Below are 19655 nucleotides of genomic sequence, written 5' to 3' on the forward strand. Positions count from 1 at the left end.
AAAGGCATTTCGACATAGATGAAATGCCTTTTCTATTGAGTGACGTCTCGATTTAAAGGATTTTGTACGTTCAAGACGAATACAGTAATGTACTGATGCCGGAGGGTAGGCCGGTAAAATATGGAGGGATAGCATGAAACTATTAGAAATGGATGCCTTGTCCCTATCGAAGAAGATTTCCAACAGAGAAATTTCATCGTACCATGCCGTTAGAACGTATATTGATCACCTGAATGCCATTAACCCAGCCTTAAATTGCCTTGTAGAAGATCGCTTTGATCAAGCTATAGAAGAAGCTAGAAAAGCAGATTATACCCTCACTACAGGAGATGCTAAAGGGCTACTGTTTGGCGTTCCAATTAGTGTAAAAGAGTGCTTTCATGTAGCGAACATGACGACAACAGGTGGCCTCGGGTATCGTGCAGGATCTCGCGAGAAGAAAGATGCTGAGGTTGTCAGACGCCTTCGCGAAGAAGGTGCCATTATACTCGGAAAAACGAATACACCTTCCCTTTGTTTTTGTCAGGAAACGGATAATAAGCATTACGGCAGAACGAATAACCCGTGGGACACCTTAAGAACAGCAGGTGGATCCAGCGGTGGGGAAGGTGCTTTGATCGCTGCAGGCGGTGCCGCAGTTGGTCTCGGTGCTGACATCGGCGGCTCGATTCGATTCCCCTCACATTTTAATGGCATTATTGGCTTTAAATCCGGCAATCGTCAGGTATCTCAAGAAGGAAATTTTCCTTTTGTTGATAAGCCAGAGCAAGAACGCATGCTAGGAATTGGTGCGATGAGCAAGTCTGTTCAAGATGCGAGATTGATTAACCAGATTATCGCTCACAAACAGCCACTTGAACGTAACCTTGAAGATTTTAAACTCGTCTACCCAGTTCCTCACCATCGCTATCCGATTAATCGTGAAACGTTTCAATTGATCACAACCATAAAGGATGCGTTTGATGGCGAGCTTTCTGAAGAGCAGGCAAATCCCCCATTTTTTGAAGAAGCCGCTCTTATGTGGCAACAAATGATGTCGATCGACGGGGGAGCCGATATGGCTAAGCTTATGTTAGAAAACGATAAAGCAAGTCCAATCGGTGAATACATGAAGGAAAAGCTTTTCCGTAGTTCAGATGTACATCCCTACTTATCGTGGGCGCTTATTGGAACGAAGCTTTTCAAGCCTAACCAAAAACAAATTAAACAAATCCATGCTTCGCTAAAGCGTGGAGATGAAATTTTAGAAGATTATTTGGACGACCGAATCTTAATTATGCCAGTCTATCATTCACCGGCACCGCTTCACGGAGAATTGTATCAAGAACTTTTCTCCATTCGTAAAACTTTCTTGAACTATATGCCTTACATTGCGTATGCGAATGTGTGGGGGCTCCCTTCTCTTACAATTCCAATCGGAACTAGTAAAGAAGGCCTTCCAATCGGTGTACAGCTAGTAAGCCGCGTTGGTCATGAAGAAGCGCTTTTTCAGCTAGGGGAGCAAATTGAACAGCGCATCGGCGGGTATAACCGCTGTGTGCAGCATGATCAAAAAGCCGAGGCTGAAGCAGAACTCGTTTAAGTCGTAATGGAGGATTGAATCCCATTGTTTAAAAACCAACATACGAAGCCATACATCGCCATTATTATCGCAATCCTATTTATCTCCACTTCCGCCGTCATCGTCAAGCTAGCAACTGCTCAAGCTTCGATTATTGCGATGTACCGTCTCGTTTTTGCCATACTTATTATGCTACCGATTATCCTACGAAGCTATCGAAACGCCTTTCGTCATATTAAAGCTTCTGATTGGGGATTCGGAAGTCTTGCAGGCGTTAGTCTCGCCTTTCACTTTATTCTCTGGTTTGAGTCGCTCAACTACACGTCCGTTGCAAGCTCTGTTGTTCTTGTCACATTACAGCCGCTGTTTGCCTTTATCGGTACGTATCTTTTCTTCAAAGAAAAACTCACCCTTCTAGCTATTGCTGGAGGGGTGACCGCTGTGACCGGCTCTATTGTGATCAGCTGGGGGGATTTCAAGATTAGTGGAATGGCTCTGTGGGGAGATCTTTTAGCCCTGACGGCATGTGCCATGGTAACTGGATACCTCTTGTTCGGTCAGAACATTCGAAAGCGTCTGGATCTGATGCCATACACCTTTATCGTTTACGGGATCGCTGCTCTTACGCTTATCATTTATAACGTTGTATTACGCTACCCGTTCTTTTCTTATCCAGCTACAGACTGGGGATATTTCATCTTGCTCGCGATATTCCCAACGCTTCTCGGTCATTCTCTATTAAATTGGGCAGTGAAGTGGGTGAGCGTGAATGTCATTTCAATGAGCATCCTATTTGAACCGATCGGCGCTAGTATTCTCGCCTATTTTATCCTTGGCGAAACATTGCATACGATGCAATGGATTGGTGGCGGAATAATCATTGCCGGTCTTTATCTCTTTATAAGAAGCTACACCTACAAAAGAAAACCGAAAAAATAGCTTGGCGACCCCCGTTCGGGGGACGCCAAGCTATTTCGACAGTATTCGAGCTAAACCGGGTGGTGCCTGTCACCACTCCTAGCGCGCTTTAGGACACGTCTTACAGCACGCGCCACCTTCCGATACTTGATCGTACAAACAGCAAGTACGGCGGAAGCGGATCTCTCCTTCTTCACGCTTCACTTTCTCTGCATAATACGGCATGAACGGGTTTGCGCCGCAGGTGAAACTTGTGCAGTTAAACTTCTTGAGAAGGAAATGAAAGTCTTCTTTAGCTCGACGCACTTGTACCTCATTTCCCTCAGATGGCATCAGAGTTTCATAGAGCCAGAACAAGTAAATGGACACATTCTCCCATAGAATCGCCGCTGATAATTTCGTCGCTTTCACCATTGCTTCAACAAACGGAGCAAGGTTCTCGTTAATCAGTTTATTGGCAAGTGCTGCTCTTATTTCAACACGATCTTTCTGAATAATGGTGACGTCTACGTCGTTATCAATCATAAGCTTCATCATCCAGAGCTCCGCATCTGTATCAACTTCATAGCAAAGCTCATCAGTTCCAGCCAGAATCGCTTTATCCCACATCGTAAAAGCATACAGTATCGGCACAACCGTCATAAACCCATATCTTTTCATAAACTGTGATCCCGCCACAATTATAGATGGAAAATGGCCATCCTCCACGAGCTTTTCAAGAAGACCTTTTAAGTGATGCTCATCGTGTAGCTGCACTAAACTTGCACTGCTTTCACCTACAGTCAGGCGAAACTGTTTCAGCCTTTCTTTCTCGTCTCTCGTAAACACCGGGTGCTCAGCGACCATTTACCTTCCTCCCTTTGCCATGTGGTACACAAAGCGGTGTACCGAATAGCGGATCCTCGATAATGTCACATTGAAGCCCAAACACATGCTTCACAAGCTCTTCATTCACGATCTCTTCAGGTTTCCCCTGATCATAAATGCCCTTATCCTTCACAGCAATAATATGGTCGGCATAGCGACAAGCGAGGTTTAAGTCGTGAAGAACCATTAGAATGGTCCGGTTATCCTCTTTATTCAATTCAAATAGTAAATCGAGTACCTCCACTTGGTGAGCGAGGTCCAAGTACGTTGTTGGTTCATCAAGTAATATAATATCCGTATCCTGAGCAAGGGTAAGCGCAATCCAGGCACGTTGCCGCTGTCCTCCAGAAAGGGAATCAACATTACGCTCAGCAAACTCTTCCATGTGCGTTGCTTTTAGCGCGTTTTGAACGGCATCTTCGTCCGCTTCAGACCATTGACTAAACCACGTTTGATAAGGATACCGTCCTTGCTTAACGAGCTGCAGAACTGTGAGGCCTTCAGGTGCGACTGGTGACTGTGGAAGGATAGCCATTTTCCGAGCGATTTCCTTTGTTGGCTTATTCGAAATAGCCTCTCCATCAAGAACTATTCCTCCAGAATGCGGCTTTAGAAGTCGAGCTAGACTTCGTAATAGCGTTGATTTGCCACATCCATTTCCACCAATGAGAACGCTCATCTCTCCTTTAGGAATCAATAAGTTCAGCTGATCGATAACGGTTTGTTCTCCATATCCAAGCGTTAAATCTTTCGTTTGCAGTGCGTACACGTCGCCACCTCCTCATCATTTGTTTCTCGATCGAATCAATAAATAGATAAAATACGGTGCTCCAATCGCCGCTGTGAATACACCAGCCGGAACCTCCAAAGGTGAAAAAAGCGTGCGGCCAATTAAGTCAGCAATCATCACAAGTATACTACCAACAAGCGCAGCCACCGGCACAACTACACCGAAAGACGATCCGACGAGCTTTCTCGCAATATGCGGTGCCATTAAACCTACGAATCCGACTCCACCAGCAAATGCAACAGCCCCTCCTGCAAGCGCCGTGCTAATTAACAGTAACGCAATGCGGTCTTTTAAAAGCATCGCTCCTGCACTTCTTGCTACATCATCCCCAAGCTCTTGCAAATTCACCCGTCTTGAGTAAACCATTAAAATAATCATCAGAACGACTACCCACGGCAGCAGCGTCATAACATCCTGGCCGTTCGTTCCGTGGACACTGCCCGTAATCCAGATGTTTGCATCAGACGCTCTGTAAATAGGACCGATAATCATCAATAATGTCGTTAGCGCCTGCAACAATGCCGTTAACCCTATCCCAATCAGCACTAATCGAATCGGTGAAATACCATTTTTCCATGATAATCCAAACACAAGAAATCCTGCTAAAATAGCGCCGATAAAGGAAGCGAGCGGCAACCATTGAATGCTTACCGTAAGGGCATTCGCTTTATCACTAAAGATCGTAAGAAAACCAATCGTCGCAAGTGCACCGCCCCAAGTGATGCCAAGAATATCAGGTGACGCAAGTGGGTTTCGAATCATTCCTTGAAGAATAGCGCCAGATACTGCAAGGGCCGCGCCAGCCAATATGGACATGGCGATCCTAGGAAAGCGGAACTGCTTCACAACAAGCTCATTCATCTCATTCCCATAACCAAATAGCGCCTTCACCACTTCATCCGGGGTCATAAATATCTCCCCAAGGCCAATACTAAGTAATGCGATGATGATAACAGCGCCAGTCAGTCCTGCTATTACCCAAAGCGAGCGGCGATCTAGTAGAAAAGAAACAGCTTTCATTCGAAAGGAAGTGTATCTCATCATAGCTGTTTAAACTCCCTTCGAGCAATATAAATGAAAAATGGCGTTCCGATGACAGCCGTTAGTACACCAACCGGCGCTTCAAGTGGCATAATTACGTACCGGGCGGCAATATCAGCTGATAACAAAAGAATCGCCCCAATGATTGCGCTATACGGAATGACCCAACGATAATCCGGTCCTGTAAAAAAACGAGCAACGTGTGGTACGACGATGCCAATAAAACCAATCGGTCCGGCTACGGCTACTGATCCTCCGGCAAGAAAAACGATAAAAAGTGCTGCGAAAGCTTTGACAAGCAGGGTACGTTGTCCAAGTCCTTTTGCGACATCTTCTCCAATCACCAGAGTGTTAATTTTCGGACTGATCAAAAGCGCACCGACTAAGCCAAGTCCAATATAAGGAATAACCGAGTAAAGCATATTTAGACTGCGCCCTTCAATCGAGCCAGCCAGCCAGAAGAGAACATCTTCAAGCGCTTTCTCATTCAACACAAGCATTCCTTGCGTTAATGAGGAAAACATCGCCGCAATGGCCGCACCGGCAAGGGTCAGCTTCATCGGTGTAAGCCCTTCTCTACCAAATGAGCCAAGCACGTACACGACGATGGAGGCGAACGCAGCTCCAAGAAACGCTAACCAGCTAAATGCTGCAAGTGACGTAACAGAGAAAAAGGTGACCGCAATCACTATCACAAAACTCGCCCCCGCATTTACGCCTAATATGGACGGTGAAGCAAGAGGATTTCGAGTAATCGCCTGCATCAAAGCACCAGCGACAGCAAGACTTGCGCCTACGGCAGCCCCGATCAGTGCTCTCGGAACGCGATTTTCGATAATGATAATATGTTCATTGCTTCCATTAAACTGCGTAAAGGCTTGCCAGGCCGTTGTCCATGTAATACTTGTTAAGCCATAGACCACGCTCGCAAGCATGAGTATTATGACAAGCAACGAGCCAACTGCTAATCCGAACCATTTTTTATTCATCGAGTGTAATTTATGCGTCATAAAGGTTAATCCCCTTCTTTATCATCCTTTTTAAGTTTAAGAAAAGAATGAAAACGTGTCAATGAATATGAGAATCACTCTCATTTACCTGTTGACTAATTTGTGACAATTCAGTATGATTACATCGTAAATGAAAACGATTATCAATGACAAGGAGGATATACATATGTTAAAAAAAGGATGGCTCATCGTTAGTCTAAGTGTACTTATGATCCTTGCTGCATGCGGCACAGGTGGTAATAATGAGAACGCTACTAACTCTAGTGGGCAAGAAGAAGAGTCTACTCGAACGGTTTCACATGCAATGGGTGAAACAGAAGTGCCAGAGAAGCCAGAAAAAGTTGTTATTTTAACTAATGAAGGAACAGAAGCACTACTTGCTATGGGAGTAACACCAGTTGGGGCAGTACAATCATGGCTCGGCGACCCGTGGTATGAGCATATTTCGGACGATATGAAAGATGTTGAAGTCGTTGGAACAGAAAGTGAAGTGAATCTTGAAGCTGTCGCTGCACTTAAACCTGATCTCATAATCGGAAATAAATTACGTCAAGAAGACATCTATGATCAGCTTAGCGCGATCGCTCCAACCGTTTACTCAGAAACGTTGAAAGGCGACTGGCAGGAGAATTTCAAATTCTACGCTAAAGCACTAAATATGGAAGACAAAGGCGAAGAAGTGATGAGTGCTTACACCGACCGCATTGACTCCATGAGTGAAGAACTTGGCGATCAGCTTGATCAAAAAGTGTCGGTTGTTCGTTTTCTAGCTGGACAAACAAGAATTTATTACAAAGACTCGTTCTCTGGCGTTATCCTTGAGCAGCTAGGCTTTGATCGTCCAAAATCACAGCAAAAAGAAGATTTTGCTGAAGAAGTAACGAAAGAACGTATTCCAGAAATGGATGGCGACGTGCTCTTCTACTTCACGTATGAAGCGGGAGATGGCGAAGCGAATTCCACTGCGGAAGAATGGACAAATGATCCATTATGGAACAATCTTCAAGTTGTCAAAGACGGTAACGTTCATGAGGTGAGTGATGCGATCTGGAATACGTCTGGTGGCGTCATTTCGGCTAACTTGATGCTTGATGATATTGAAGACGTTTTTCTAAGTAAATAAAGAAATAAGTGTAGCCCGGCCTGCGCCGGGCTTTTAATATGCTTGAATTTATGAATTTAAGGGAAAAAGAAAGAGAAATGTTTTCTGAAGATTATGGCAAGAAGACAGGTTCTCTTCAGGTATACTAATAGAAAGACATATAAGGAGGGGATAAATCGATGCCAAATGTCTGGACACATATTTTATTCGGAGAAGAAGCTGCGATGGAAGCCGGCATATGGAATACGATCAAAGGTGACCTGCCTTTCTTTCGACTTGGTGCACAGGGACCTGACCCTTTCTTTTATCATAATTTCTGGCCCTGGAAAAAGAATAAGCCTGTTCAGGAAGCGGGATCTGTTCTTCATCAAGATCATTGCGGTTCATTCCTCATGGAGATGATTGAATACGGAAAGCAGGACGATCCGATGCTTCGCGCATATATTCTTGGCTTTGTGACGCATCATATTCTTGATCGAAACACGCATCCTTATATCCACTATCGTGCCGGTCTTGAAGGCAACCGACATCAACAGCTTGAAATTATTATAGATACCATTTTGATGAAAGAATACAAAGATGTAGAAACGTGGAAAACACCCGTTTACCAAGAGATTCACATTGGCAAATCACTCTATCCTCCTATTGAACTCATGCTGTATGAATTGATCCAAACCTTTTATCCAGAAACAGCTGAACGTATGCCAGACGACTATATTACTCAATCTTATCGGGATATGGTACTTGCGCTAAAAATATTATTCGATCCACACGGATGGAAAAATCAACTTTTAAAGAAACAAGTCTCTTCCTTTTCCTATCGAAAACAAATTGGCAATGAAGATTATTTAAATCGTGAAGGCACCACTTGGATCCATCCAGCTATTAAAGACGAGGAATCCACCGCGACCTTTGAAGAGCTGCTTGAGCAAGCGGAAGAAGAAGCAACAAGTATCCTGCCTCTTATTCATGATTACTGGCACAACGAAGAAAACTGCCTAACTGAATTAAAAACACAAATCGGCAACCGCTCGTATGACACAGGAAAAGATTGCACGCTTTCACTTGAGTTAAAGCACTTCGACCCCATTTTGTAAGGGGTTTCATATCATAGGATGGCTCTGAGCAGTGTTTCTGCCCAGAGCCTTATTTGTGGTCTGTTACCTGGTGCGAACTGTAGAGAAAACCACTTAATTCCGCGATTTTCTCGATAATTCCGCGATATCTCACTTTTTTCCGCGAAAACCATCATTAATTCCGGGAATATAAGTTTAATTCCGCGATTCTGCTAATTACATATCCACCCCTTCATTCACCATCACAACCTTCGCCTGCTCTTTCCCTTTTTCGATATTCACTTTACTAAGTAAATAGATGCCTGCTAGAAAAAAGACAACTAGCGATACGATCCCAAGTCGACTTGAGCCTGTTACCTGACCAACGAAGGCAAAGAGAAACGGACCGAATATCGCTGAAAATTTAGCTGAAATCCCATAGAAACCGTAAAATTCCGCATGACGATGATCCGGAACCATACTTCCAAAAATCGAACGACTTAATGCTTGGGCACCCCCCTGAACGAAGCCAACCATGATCGCAAGTAGATAGAAATGCGTAGCAGTTGTCATAAAGTATCCTAGTAAAACGATGCCCACATATATCCATAGTGCTAGCATAAGCGCTCGTTTCGGGCGAATTTTCTTCGCTAAGTAGCCAAACAAGAAGGCGAACGGTATGCCTACAAACTGCGTAATGAGGAGCGCTGCAATCAAATCATTCGCTCCTATTCCGATATCTCTTCCATAGATCGTCGCCATTTTAATAATAGTGGAAATGCCATCATTAAATAACCAAAAAGCGACTAGAAAAAGAAGCAGCTGTTTATAGTGGTTCAATTCCCTAAAGGTTGTGCGAAGTCTTTTAAAACCGATTGTCATGTAGGAGCCGCTTAATTTAGGCTGACTATGCTCAACTTCATGCACGTTTTTGAACATTGGGATCGAGAAAACAAACCACCAGACCCCAACACTTGCGAATGAAAGCTGCGTCGCGACAAGCGTATTCGGAAGAAAAAACCAGGATGGATTTAAGATCATCATCAGGTTAACGAGAAGCAGAAGCCCGCCGCCAATATAGCCAAAAGCGTAGCCTCTTGCTGAGATGCGGTCCATCTCCTCCCCTTTTGCGATCTCGGGTAAGAATGCATCGTAAAAGACGTTGCTACCTGAGAAACCGATTGTTCCAAAGATTAGTAGAATAGAAGCAAATAAATATCCGCCCTCACCAACGAAAGCCATTAAAACACTCGCAATCATTCCCATATAAGCAAAAAAGCGCAAAAATGTTTTCTTTGAATTAGAATAGTCAGCAATAGCACCAAGGATCGGGGCAAGAAAAGCTACGATTAGAACGGCAATGGATTGCGAATAGCCCCAATATGATGTGGCAAGGCTTTGGTCAATATTCTTGGCAGCGACATCGTAATAAAAGACAGGGAGTACTGCTGCCATCATCGTCGTTGCAAAAGCAGAATTAGCGAAATCATACATCATCCAGCTACGAATCTCTTTTTTTCTCATCTTTTTGCCTCCATGATGTTCAATTCCTTTCAGCATAGCAGGTCGTGACACCTCTTTCTTCAGGCTGGAACATTCTTCATGATCATTTTACAAATGACAGACTTGCTACATATTCTAGCTGCGAGTACACTAGCGGTAGAGTAATGAAACGGAGGTCGTCCTATGGACCAAAAAGAAATTCAAGACAAAGTTATTGAAAACTATCAGCGCGATGAAAACATGATGATTCTTGTTTTTGCTCAGTGGTGTGTAAACAATGACTTAAATCCAGAAACGCTTTACGCAAAAGCTTATCCAGATCAGGTGAATAACCCTCCTCTTAAACAAAGCATTGAACTCGTTGTACCAAAAGAAGAATCAGAGCATATCCCAGATCAAACGGTGATTGGCGTCCTTTCTCTTTTCGGAAATGATGATCTTGCATTTGTTGTAACAGAAGAAATCGACAAACGCCAAAAAGAAGATAAATAAGCGTTTACCACAGTTTATTCGATAGCAGAGGGAAACTTCCCTTTATAATCAACGAAAGACCCGGTGCATATGCTCCGGGTCTTTCGTTTTCAATTAGGCATCGCGAAATAGTTTCACAAGTGCCTGTGTACCACTATCTTCTTCTCCACGCTCAGCAAGATCTTCGTAGAGCTTTTTTGAAAGCTCAAGGCCAGGTGTCAGCATGCCCATTTGCTTGGCAGATTCAAGAGCAATCGTCATGTCTTTAATAAAATGCTTCACGTAAAAGCCAGGCTCAAATCGATTTGAAACCATTCTTGGCGCAAGGTTGCTTAGCGACCAGCTGCCAGCTGCGCCAGATTCAATACTTTCAAGAACTGTTGTCGGATTCAACCCTGCCTTTTCCGCATAAACTATCGCTTCAGTAACGCCAATCATGTTACTTGCGATGACAATTTGATTACACATTTTTGTGTGTTGTCCCGCTCCTGCTGGGCCTTGAAGAACAATATTTTGTCCCATTACTTCGAGAATCGGTCGAGCTTTTTCAAACACTTCTAACTCTCCACCGACCATAATGGATAGTCGCCCTTCCTTCGCTCCAACGTCTCCTCCTGATACAGGAGCATCAAGCGCGTAGAGCTGTTTTGATAGAGCATGCTGATAGATTTCTTCAGCAAGAGCCGGGCTAGAAGTTGTCATATCAATTAGAATCGAATGCGGCTTAGCATGTTCTAGTATCCCTTTCTCACCTATGTAGACCTCTTCCACATCTTTAGGATAGCCGACCATAGTGATAATCACGTCAGCATTCGCTGCCACGTCCTTCACTTCATCGTGCCATTCTGACCCTTCTTGAATAAGCGCTTCTGCCTTACTTTTTGTTCGCGTTGAGATAAGCGTGTGGTATCCCGCTTTGATTAAGTTCCGAACCATGCTTTCTCCCATTACACCAATCCCAACAAAACCTAGTACTGGCTTTCGATCCATTTCAATCGCCTCTCTTCCCAGAATTTCCTTTTCTATCACTTCTCTTCATCGTACACTAAAAGAGAGGTGAAATCATAATGAAAACAAGCAGTTTTGCCGGTCTATTTCTGTGGGTAGCCTTCGTTGTCACGAAATTACTCACAACTCCAATCGACACACTTCAATATGTCATGATGTTATTAATGTTCGCTTATCTCGTACTTGTGCCGTTAACCTTAAATCTCGTCTCACAGAGAAAGAACTCCTTTTATCGTTATACCACCTGGACTCAGCTTCCATCAGCTGTTCTTGCTGGTGTTTCCTTCTTTATTGAACAGGGAACGCTCGCTGTACTTCTAGCCGTTCCGTGGTTTCTTACGACGATTTTAATTGCGCTCTACGGATTTTCTCGTCTCCTCCAAACATGGAAGAGAAGCACGATTTTTGAAGTTCTCATTCAACTGGGGTTGATGTACATAAGCATTGGGGGACTCTGGCTCATTCTACATCGGTCAGGCATCCAGATTCTCCATTTTAGTGATGTAATCGTCCTGCTCACATCTATTCATTTCCACTATGCCGCTTTCATTACACCTATTACGATGGCGTTCATCGGGAAAATGCTTCTAAAAAAAGCACCTTCCATTCAGCCGTGGTTTAAAACGATTGCGATCTTTGTTCTACTCGGACCACCTTTCATTGCGGTTGGTATTACACTATCGGATTCGTTGCCCGTTCTTGAGTTTATTTCAGTCATTGAATTCGTAACACCGCTCATCGTTTTTTCGATTCTTTGTCTCGTCTATTTAGTGCCAACATTGGATTATTCCGTTCAAATGTTGCTATCAATTTCATTCGCTTCTCTGCTATTCTCGATGAGCTCCGCTATGATTTATGGGTTTGCTCATGTGAATGAAACCGTTATTCTCGGTATCCCTTTAATGGTCTTTTTCCATGGGTTCGTGAACACATTTGGCTTCTCTTTATTTGGCCTGCTTGGCGTGACAGCGATGCAGGAAACAAAAGCACTCAAAAAAACCAGCCTCTCTACATAATGTGAGAAGCTGGTTTTTTGGACCATATTAAGAAATAAAGAGGAAATTATAGCTCCTCTGCATAGTGACCGAGTTTTTTCAGTAGTGTAATGGCCGTTTCTTTCTCAGACTCATCCAAACCGGCAAAGATTGACTGGACTTGTTTCTCATGGTTAGGAAAAATACGATCCATTAACTTTTTACCTTCATCAGTTATAACGGCATGTGTGATCCGACGATCATTCGGACATGGATTACGCTTCAAATACCCTTTTCCTTCAAGCTTGTCGACAACGTAGGTGATGCTTCCACTCGCAAGTAGAATTTTCTCACCGATTTGCTGTAGCGGCTGATTTCCTTTGTGATAAAGCAACTCAAGCACGGCAAATTCCGTTGGATTTAATCCATAGCTTTGAATATCCGTTTTAATATGATCGGTAACAGAGCGATTCGATCTAGCCAGGACAATGAATAGCTTTAGTGAAAGCTCACGATCTTTATCATTCATAACGTTCACCCTTAACTTCTAATATCTTGAATTCGAGATAATTATACTTAATTCCAATAACTTATGTCAACTTAATCTGGAAAATTGCTACTATTTTTCATTCACGGAATGAATATGGTCCAACAGCTGTTGAAAGCCAGATAATGCCTTCGTGAATTCCTCTTTTGATAAACCACTGTTTGCCGCCATAGCGTCTGGAATGATCGAAGCTTCCTCTCTCAACCCTTCCCCTTTTGATGTTAAACGAACCATCACTCTGCGCTCATCTTCTTTCGAACGCTCTCTCATCACAAGACCCGCTTCTTCCATTCTTTTTAGCAGGGGAGTTAACGTGCCTGAGTCCAAATAAAGCTCCGCGCCAAGCGCCTTAACGGTTGTTTCATGTTTTTCCCAAAGAACAAGGAGAACGAGATATTGAGGATACGTAATATCAAGCTGGTTCAAATAAGGACGATACATCTTCGTAATTTCCCTTGAACAAGCATATACAGAAAAACAGAGCTGATTCTCTAGTTTTAATTGTTCGTTATGGTTCATGATAACCCCTTCTTTACAATAAGTTGTGCACAATCAACTTATCCCGATTTGGCTGTTATGTCAACATGATCGCTTTCTGTTGACAGATAAATAACGATGAGATATATTTAATCTTGTAAAATTAAATTGTGCACAACTTAAATTATTGGGAGGAATTTTATTATGGAATCGTTATATACTGCAAAAGCATCAGCACACGGCGGCAGACAGGGTAAAGTAGAATCATCGGACGGCGTCATCAACATGGACCTTCGTATGCCAAAAGAACTTGGCGGTCAGGGAGGAGAAGCAACGAATCCTGAACAATTGTTTGCAGCAGGTTATGCAGCTTGTTTCGATAGCGCCTTAAATATGGTCGCACGCATGAAGCGAATTAAAATCAAAGATACGGTAGTAGAAGCGCACGTATCAATCGGAAAAGAAGAAGACGGCGCATTCGGACTTAGTGCGAAGCTACACGTTACAATTCCAGGTGTCGATCAAGAAACAGCAAACGAACTTGTTGAATCGGCACACCAAACTTGCCCTTATTCAAGAGCAACGCGCGGAAATATGGAAGTGGAGCTAGAAGCAATCGCGAAGTAAGCTTCAATCACTGGAAAGAGCTGCCGAGTGTCGGCAGCTCTTTTTACTGTTTGAGCGTTTTGGCCAATAAAAATGGAATTTGGCTAATAAAATCTATATTTGGCCAATAAATTTCGATTTCGGACAATAAAATCAAATTTTAGCCAATATCCACACCACTCCACCAGAAACACACCACTCCAACTAGGAGAGAAGGTTTTTTTCTCCTCAAAAATCGCTATACTAGAAGTAGATTAGCGGAAGGTGTGATGGATTGTGCTCACCGTTTCAGAATTCGAGGGGGTTAAGGCTGTAAAAGGGACTTTTCAGCTTGGGGGCGTTCGGATGAACGTATATATGTACCTTGTAGATGAGCTCTTGATCGACTGCGGACCTAGCCGCCTTCAAAAAGAAATAATGGATTTTCTCTCTAAGGAGAACTATACCCAAATAATCTTAACGCATCACCATGAGGACCATACAGGCAATGCTTCGATGCTTTCTTCAGGAATACCGATGTATATTCATCCTGAAGGCATTCCTTTGTGTCGTGCGAGACCTCACCTCCCACTCTATAGGCGCGTTTTCTGGGGCTCCCGAAAACCATTCGAAGCTAGGGGAATCGAGCACCGAGTCGTAACAAAGCATCATACATTTGATTTACTTCACACGCCTGGTCACGCGCCAGATCACTTGGCTCTTCTTGAGAAGGAACGAGGGTGGCTGTTTACAGGTGATCTCTACGTCATGAGTCAACCAAAAAGTATTTTCGCGTTTGAATCAATTCCAGACGTCATTCAATCACTCCAAAAAGTACTATCACAAGACTTTAAGACTGTTTTTTGTTCGCATGCTGGTATATTACCAAACGGGCGCAGACGATTAGAGGAAAAGCTTTACTATCTTCTTTCCATTCAAGACCAGGTTCTTGCAAAACATAAGGATGGCAAGCCGGCATCCGTCATTCAGAAAGAATTGTTTCCAAGTCGCCATGTGCTGAACTACTTCTCACTTTTCGAAAATTCATCTAAACATATCGTTACCTCGATCATAAATAAAGAAGGATCACGCTAGTAGACGTGATCCTTTTCAGTATATTGATCATACCAATAAATTCGATTTCTCCCCTGTTTTTTTGCGAGATATAACCGCTCATCTGCGAGTTTCATGCATGGAATAATGCCATTTTCTAAAGGATAAAGTGCTGTTCCAAAGCTCATTGTCACACTGAAATATTCGCCCTTTGCAGTGAAGGTCATGTTTCTGATGAGTACCTGAATATGTAGCAAACATTCTCTCGCTTCTTCTACATCCTCAGCATCCAACAAAAGCGCTAATTCCTCTCCGCCATATCGATATGCTCTGCCTTTTGTTCCAATTTGTTTCTTTAATACTTCGCCTATTTTACGGAGCACATTATCGCCAACTAGATGCCCAAATTGATCATTCACCGATTTAAAATAGTCTAAATCGGCAAGAACAACAAGAATTGGCTTCTCCTGCTCAGCACAGTAACGTAAATCTTCTTGAAAGGAGCGATGATTGTATAGATCTGTTAAAAAATCTTTCCGCGCAATGTCTTCTAATTGAGTATTCTTGGAGCGCATCTTCCGTTCTCTTGAAACGATAATCCCGCCAAGAATCCCCATAAATATAAGGAACATAAAATCTAGAAGATATGAAATCAGGTCCTCACCCGTAAACGAATAACCGCTAAAAATAAGAACTCCTGTATAACCAACACCTAGAAAAAGCGCTGCAATCATACCTCCGCTAAATTTCCAATACACTGCAACATGGAGGATAATTAAATATCCGATGGGAAAGAGTGGACTCCCTCCGCCTCCAGTTAACACAATAAGCCATAGAAAAGCGACGTAATCAAAAGCGACACTCACTTTCGTCATATAGTGGTATCGTTTTGAATTTAAAGGCGTTCGATGAAGCGCATATTCAGCGACTGCCATATAAACAAAACCAAATATAAGCAAACTCAAAAAAGCGATGCTATTTCCCTGTAATAAAATATAATAATATGCCCCTGCAATGAGGAGAAAAACCCATCGAAAAAGCGATAAAATCTTTTCAATTATATGGTCGTTTTCTGTTATCACATTCATTATTTCACCCTTTTCACCTTGATTTATTTCAAGTATGAAAATTTTTCCACTACATTTATTATAACGCAAAAGTTACGAAACAATAGGCTGTTTTCAAAACTTTCGAACAAGATGAATACAGAAAAAAGGAAGACTTCACGTGGAAGTCTTCCTGTTCATCAACTGCTTTATTTCTTCTGCTACAGCTAATCCTGATAATACAGCACTTTCGATTCGCGTTCGTCCGGTTTGATCATTTTCATGTAAGAATGCATCCCCTGCTACAAAGATAGCCTCTTTATCAGAAACGTTTAGAAACGGATGATTATGAACGTGAACTGCTTGAGCATATCGCCATCTTTTTAATTGTTGAGACACCAACGACTCAAGGGGAAGCAAGTGCTCTATCTTTTTCAGGATATCAGCTAAAACAGCTTCATCCTCATAATGATAAAAACTCTTTGAGAAATCAGGAGTTGCATAGACCGTTATAATACGTTCATCCGAAATACCTTTTACACGATTATCAACCATACGCTCGATGCCATCAGGCAAATCTGAATCCTTATGCCCTTCAGGAGGTAGCCTGGTTTCGTCTTCTTTTTTAAAAGTCAGAAGGCCAACTACCGCAGGATCGAATGTTATTTGGTTGAGCGATTGAAGCGATTGATCCGATACTTGAACATCACTCGCTTCAAGAAGCTGAAGCGTCTGGGGAGCTGGTGGAGTAAGTAGTACAAGGCTTGCCTGGACTCGCTCACCTTTCTCCGAAATAACGACGTACTCTTCTTCAGCCCGCTCAATTTGCTCAACTTTACTATTTAATTGATGCGGTACTCCACTAGCAAGATTCTTTACTAATTGATTCATACCGTTTGTTGCTTTGTATCTTGCATGTTTGTCTCCAAACCACCTTGATATCCATTGGTTCTGTTCCCATTCATCGACAAATTGCTGGAACTGATCTGTTCGAACGGTGAAAAATTGTGCCCCATGATCAGCTCGACCATCTCCTATTTTTCTCGTTGCGAGCCGGCCACCGACACTTTTGCTTTTATCAAGTACTAAGACATTAATCCCGTCTTCGGTTAATTTCCTTGCTGCAAGAATTCCAGCAACACCGCCGCCTACAATCGCAACATCAACTTTTCTCATTCAAATAGAACTCGGTATTCGCCGTATCCTTCTTCTTCAAGACTTTCTTTTGGAACGAATTTCATTGCTGCTGAATTAATGCAATAGCGAAGACCATTCTCTAAAGGACCATCATTAAATACGTGACCGAGATGAGAATCGGCTTCCTTGCTTCGCACCTCTGTTCGAATCATAAAGTGACTGAAATCCTTCTTTTCTTTCACAAAATGATTGTTGATCGGCTGCGTAAAACTCGGCCAGCCACAGCCAGCATCATATTGATCCGTTGAGCTAAACAGTGGTTCACCAGAAACAACGTCAACATAGATACCTGGTTTGGCATTATCGTAATACTCATTCTGGAACGGACGCTCTGTTCCATTTTTTTGTGTCACTTCGTATTGAATATCTGTTAAACGACTGCGAAGTTCGTCATCGTTTTTCTCATACGCCCAGTTTTTCTCTATGAAATCAGCGCGACCTGATCCTTTTTTGTAGCGATTGTAGTGGGCAGGATTTTTCTTATGGTAATCCTGATGATAATCTTCAGCCGGGTAAAATGGCTTGGCTGGGAGGATTTTTGTCACGATCGGTTTTGAGAAGCGTCCACTTTCTTCTAGCTCTTTTCGAGACTCTTCAGCCAGTTTCTCTTGCTCTTCGTTATGATAATAAATCGCTGTGATGTACGTGTCACCGCGGTCAAAGAACTGCCCGCCTGAATCTGTTGGATCAATTTGACGCCAAAATAGATCAAGTAGTTTAGTGTATGGAAAGACGTTAGGATCAAATGTAATTTGAACGGCCTCAACATGACCGGTAGTTTTCGAAATGACTTCTTCGTATGTTGGATAAGGCTTCTCTCCGCCTGTATAGCCAGATACGATGCTTTGAATGCCTGGCATTTCTTCAAATGGCTCAACCATACACCAGAAACATCCTCCAGCAAATGTTGCAAGCTCATAATTCATACTCATTCTCTACCACTCCAATATAGAAGATTTATTCTACCCTTAAGTGCTACTAAAGGTTCGATTGGTTCGTCTAACCATCAGAAGGAAATGAACCACCTCCTCCTGATGGAAGTATTCACTTTACATATAACATATCCGAAATGGACGGTTTATTGCCAGAAACTTGCTTTATGAGTAGGTAATCAGGGAATAATTTACTAAAAATCAAGAAATCTGCTACAATTTAGAAGTATAACTACGTGAAAAAAGGAGATCTTCGACTATGGCTACGTTTCAAGAGAATCTACAGAAATACGCAGATCTAGCGGTTAAAGTAGGAGTAAATATTCAACAAGGACAAACTCTTGTTGTAAACGCTCCTCTGACATCAGCCGAATTTGTTCGAAACATTGCTGAAAGCGCTTATGAAGCTGGAGCTAAAAATGTCCATGTTGAATGGAACGATGAAACCTTAACTCGTATTAAGTTTGACAAAGCACCTGACGAAGCATTCAAAGAATTTCCGACCTGGAAAGCGAAGGGCTTTGAAGAGATGGCAGAAAACGGAGCGGCTTTTCTCTCAATCACCTCTTCTAATCCAGACCTTTTAAAAGGTGTAGATCCTGAACGCATTTCGAATGCAAGCAAAACAGCAGGCAAGGCGATGGAAGGGTACCGCAACTATATGATGTCTGATCATAGTAGCTGGTCAGTTGTTGCCGTTCCTTCTAAAGGATGGGCTCAGAAAGTGTTCCCTGACGCACCAGAGGAAGAACAGGAAGCCAAGTTATGGGAAGCTATTTTCCAGGCCACTCGTGTTTCAACTGGCGATCCGGTTCAGGCATGGAAAGAGCACAGTGCTAACCTTGAACAAAAGGTAGATTACCTAAACAATAAGCATTACAGCAAACTTCACTATCGTGCGCCGGGAACAGACCTCTCTATTGAACTTCCAAAGGCTCACCAGTGGGTTGGCGGAATCAGTGAGAATGTGAAAGGCGATCATTTTGTTGCGAACATGCCAACAGAAGAAGTGTTTACAATTCCGAATAAAACTGGTGTGAACGGTGTTGTGTCCTCAACAAAGCCCCTTAGCTACGGCGGAACAGTCATTGAGGACTTCACGCTTACATTTGAAAAAGGACGCATTGTAAAAGCAGAAGCGAAGAACGGCAATGAAACACTACAGCATCTAATCGAAACGGATGAAGGCGCTCACTATCTCGGTGAAGTAGCGCTCGTTCCTCATGATTCACCGATCTCGAATGCAGAAATCATTTTCTTCAACACGCTTTTCGATGAAAATGCTTCGAATCACCTTGCGATTGGGAATGCTTATTCCTTCTGTCTTGAAGGTGGAAAAAACATGTCTAAAGAAGAGCTTAAAGCGGCAGGAGCTAACGAAAGTGTAACGCATGTCGACTTTATGATCGGTTCAGAAGAAATGGATATTGATGGAATTAAAGAAGACGGGACAAGTGAACCAGTGTTCCGCAAAGGAAACTGGGCAATTTAGTTTTTAAAGCAGAGCAAACGAGCTCT

At 42.9% G+C, this 19655-nt stretch carries 20 protein-coding genes; 9 read left to right on the plus strand and 11 right to left on the minus strand.

The features are described 5' to 3' along the window. Positions 1–133 precede the first annotated feature (133 nt). On the plus strand, positions 134–1582 hold the full coding sequence (locus AC0VYH_RS21520; protein ID WP_475373124.1) for an amidase: 1449 nt from the start codon (positions 134–136) through the stop codon (positions 1580–1582). Between the two features lie 24 nt (positions 1583–1606). After that, positions 1607–2500: a DMT family transporter gene (locus tag AC0VYH_RS21525; protein ID WP_475373125.1), complete on the plus strand. Its 894-nt coding sequence runs from the start codon at positions 1607–1609 to the stop codon at positions 2498–2500. Positions 2501–2578: 78 nt separating this feature from the next. Here AC0VYH_RS21525 and AC0VYH_RS21530 read toward each other — a convergent pair whose 3' ends face one another. The 4 genes from AC0VYH_RS21530 to AC0VYH_RS21545 are packed head-to-tail and all read right to left on the minus strand — an operon-like array spanning position 2579 to position 6187. Next, complete coding sequence (locus AC0VYH_RS21530; protein WP_475373126.1) at positions 2579–3325, minus strand: IucA/IucC family C-terminal-domain containing protein; 747 nt, start codon at positions 3323–3325, stop codon at positions 2579–2581. Next, positions 3315–4115, minus strand: a complete 801-nt coding sequence (locus AC0VYH_RS21535; protein ID WP_226615848.1) for an ABC transporter ATP-binding protein — start codon at positions 4113–4115, stop codon at positions 3315–3317. The genes AC0VYH_RS21530 and AC0VYH_RS21535 overlap by 11 nt, the downstream gene beginning before the upstream one ends. Before the next feature lie 15 nt (positions 4116–4130). Then, positions 4131–5180, minus strand: coding sequence for a FecCD family ABC transporter permease (locus AC0VYH_RS21540; protein WP_475373127.1), 1050 nt, complete (start codon positions 5178–5180; stop codon positions 4131–4133). After that, positions 5177–6187, minus strand: a complete 1011-nt coding sequence (locus tag AC0VYH_RS21545) for a FecCD family ABC transporter permease (RefSeq protein WP_475373128.1) — start codon at positions 6185–6187, stop codon at positions 5177–5179. The genes AC0VYH_RS21540 and AC0VYH_RS21545 overlap by 4 nt, the downstream gene beginning before the upstream one ends. A 166-nt stretch (positions 6188–6353) precedes the next feature. Between AC0VYH_RS21545 and AC0VYH_RS21550 the strand changes: the two genes are divergently transcribed. Both AC0VYH_RS21550 and AC0VYH_RS21555 read left to right on the plus strand, forming a co-directional pair. Beyond that, a complete protein-coding gene (locus tag AC0VYH_RS21550; RefSeq protein WP_194218257.1) occupies positions 6354–7310 on the plus strand; it encodes an ABC transporter substrate-binding protein in 957 nt (318 codons plus the stop codon). Between the two features lie 158 nt (positions 7311–7468). After that, positions 7469–8386 (plus strand): zinc dependent phospholipase C family protein, encoded by a 918-nt coding sequence (locus AC0VYH_RS21555; protein WP_194218256.1) that lies wholly within the window; start codon positions 7469–7471, stop codon positions 8384–8386. Positions 8387–8581: 195 nt separating this feature from the next. Here the strand turns inward: AC0VYH_RS21555 and AC0VYH_RS21560 are convergent, their stop codons facing one another. Next, positions 8582–9868: an MFS transporter gene (locus AC0VYH_RS21560; RefSeq protein ID WP_194218255.1), complete on the minus strand. Its 1287-nt coding sequence runs from the start codon at positions 9866–9868 to the stop codon at positions 8582–8584. A gap of 162 nt (positions 9869–10030) precedes the next feature. Here AC0VYH_RS21560 and AC0VYH_RS21565 point away from each other — a divergent pair, with 162 nt between their 5' ends. Further along, positions 10031–10339, plus strand: coding sequence for a hypothetical protein (locus AC0VYH_RS21565; RefSeq protein WP_475373129.1), 309 nt, complete (start codon positions 10031–10033; stop codon positions 10337–10339). 93 nt (positions 10340–10432) lie between these two features. Here AC0VYH_RS21565 and AC0VYH_RS21570 read toward each other — a convergent pair whose 3' ends face one another. Further along, positions 10433–11308: an NAD(P)-dependent oxidoreductase gene (locus AC0VYH_RS21570; RefSeq protein WP_475373814.1), complete on the minus strand. Its 876-nt coding sequence runs from the start codon at positions 11306–11308 to the stop codon at positions 10433–10435. Positions 11309–11385: 77 nt separating this feature from the next. Between AC0VYH_RS21570 and AC0VYH_RS21575 the strand changes: the two genes are divergently transcribed. Then, on the plus strand, positions 11386–12342 hold the full coding sequence (locus tag AC0VYH_RS21575) for a YndJ family protein (protein WP_194218253.1): 957 nt from the start codon (positions 11386–11388) through the stop codon (positions 12340–12342). 46 nt (positions 12343–12388) lie between these two features. Here the strand turns inward: AC0VYH_RS21575 and AC0VYH_RS21580 are convergent, their stop codons facing one another. Together AC0VYH_RS21580 and AC0VYH_RS21585 are read right to left on the minus strand one after the other, a co-directional pair. After that, the gene (locus AC0VYH_RS21580) at positions 12389–12838 is read right to left on the minus strand and encodes a MarR family winged helix-turn-helix transcriptional regulator (protein WP_276511785.1); all 450 of its coding nucleotides are present in this window, start codon (positions 12836–12838) and stop codon (positions 12389–12391) included. Between the two features lie 81 nt (positions 12839–12919). After that, positions 12920–13366, minus strand: a complete 447-nt coding sequence (locus AC0VYH_RS21585; RefSeq protein ID WP_194218251.1) for a MarR family winged helix-turn-helix transcriptional regulator — start codon at positions 13364–13366, stop codon at positions 12920–12922. 162 nt (positions 13367–13528) lie between these two features. Here AC0VYH_RS21585 and AC0VYH_RS21590 point away from each other — a divergent pair, with 162 nt between their 5' ends. Both AC0VYH_RS21590 and AC0VYH_RS21595 read left to right on the plus strand, forming a co-directional pair. After that, positions 13529–13951 (plus strand): organic hydroperoxide resistance protein, encoded by a 423-nt coding sequence (locus AC0VYH_RS21590; RefSeq protein ID WP_475366216.1) that lies wholly within the window; start codon positions 13529–13531, stop codon positions 13949–13951. A gap of 324 nt (positions 13952–14275) precedes the next feature. Beyond that, positions 14276–15004, plus strand: coding sequence for an MBL fold metallo-hydrolase (locus AC0VYH_RS21595; protein ID WP_475368231.1), 729 nt, complete (start codon positions 14276–14278; stop codon positions 15002–15004). On the opposite strand, the gene AC0VYH_RS21600 is transcribed toward AC0VYH_RS21595, so the two are convergent. From AC0VYH_RS21600 to msrB, 3 genes are all read right to left on the minus strand, one after another. Further along, positions 15001–16050 carry a GGDEF domain-containing protein gene (locus tag AC0VYH_RS21600; protein ID WP_475366218.1) on the minus strand — a complete coding sequence of 350 codons (1050 nt, stop codon included), beginning with the start codon at positions 16048–16050 and terminating at the stop codon, positions 15001–15003. The two genes, AC0VYH_RS21595 and AC0VYH_RS21600, sit on opposite strands and share 4 nt — an antisense overlap. A gap of 135 nt (positions 16051–16185) precedes the next feature. Continuing rightward, positions 16186–17184, minus strand: a complete 999-nt coding sequence (locus AC0VYH_RS21605) for an NAD(P)/FAD-dependent oxidoreductase (RefSeq protein WP_475366219.1) — start codon at positions 17182–17184, stop codon at positions 16186–16188. Continuing rightward, positions 17181–18131 carry a peptide-methionine (R)-S-oxide reductase MsrB gene (gene msrB, locus AC0VYH_RS21610; RefSeq protein WP_475367540.1) on the minus strand — a complete coding sequence of 317 codons (951 nt, stop codon included), beginning with the start codon at positions 18129–18131 and terminating at the stop codon, positions 17181–17183. Before msrB ends, AC0VYH_RS21605 begins: the two co-directional genes overlap by 4 nt. Positions 18132–18396: 265 nt before the next feature. Between msrB and AC0VYH_RS21615 the strand changes: the two genes are divergently transcribed. Further along, a complete protein-coding gene (locus AC0VYH_RS21615) occupies positions 18397–19629 on the plus strand; it encodes an aminopeptidase (protein ID WP_475373130.1) in 1233 nt (410 codons plus the stop codon). Positions 19630–19655 lie beyond the last annotated feature (26 nt).

This window comes from Anaerobacillus sp. QJM3NY_32, assembly GCF_056173645.1.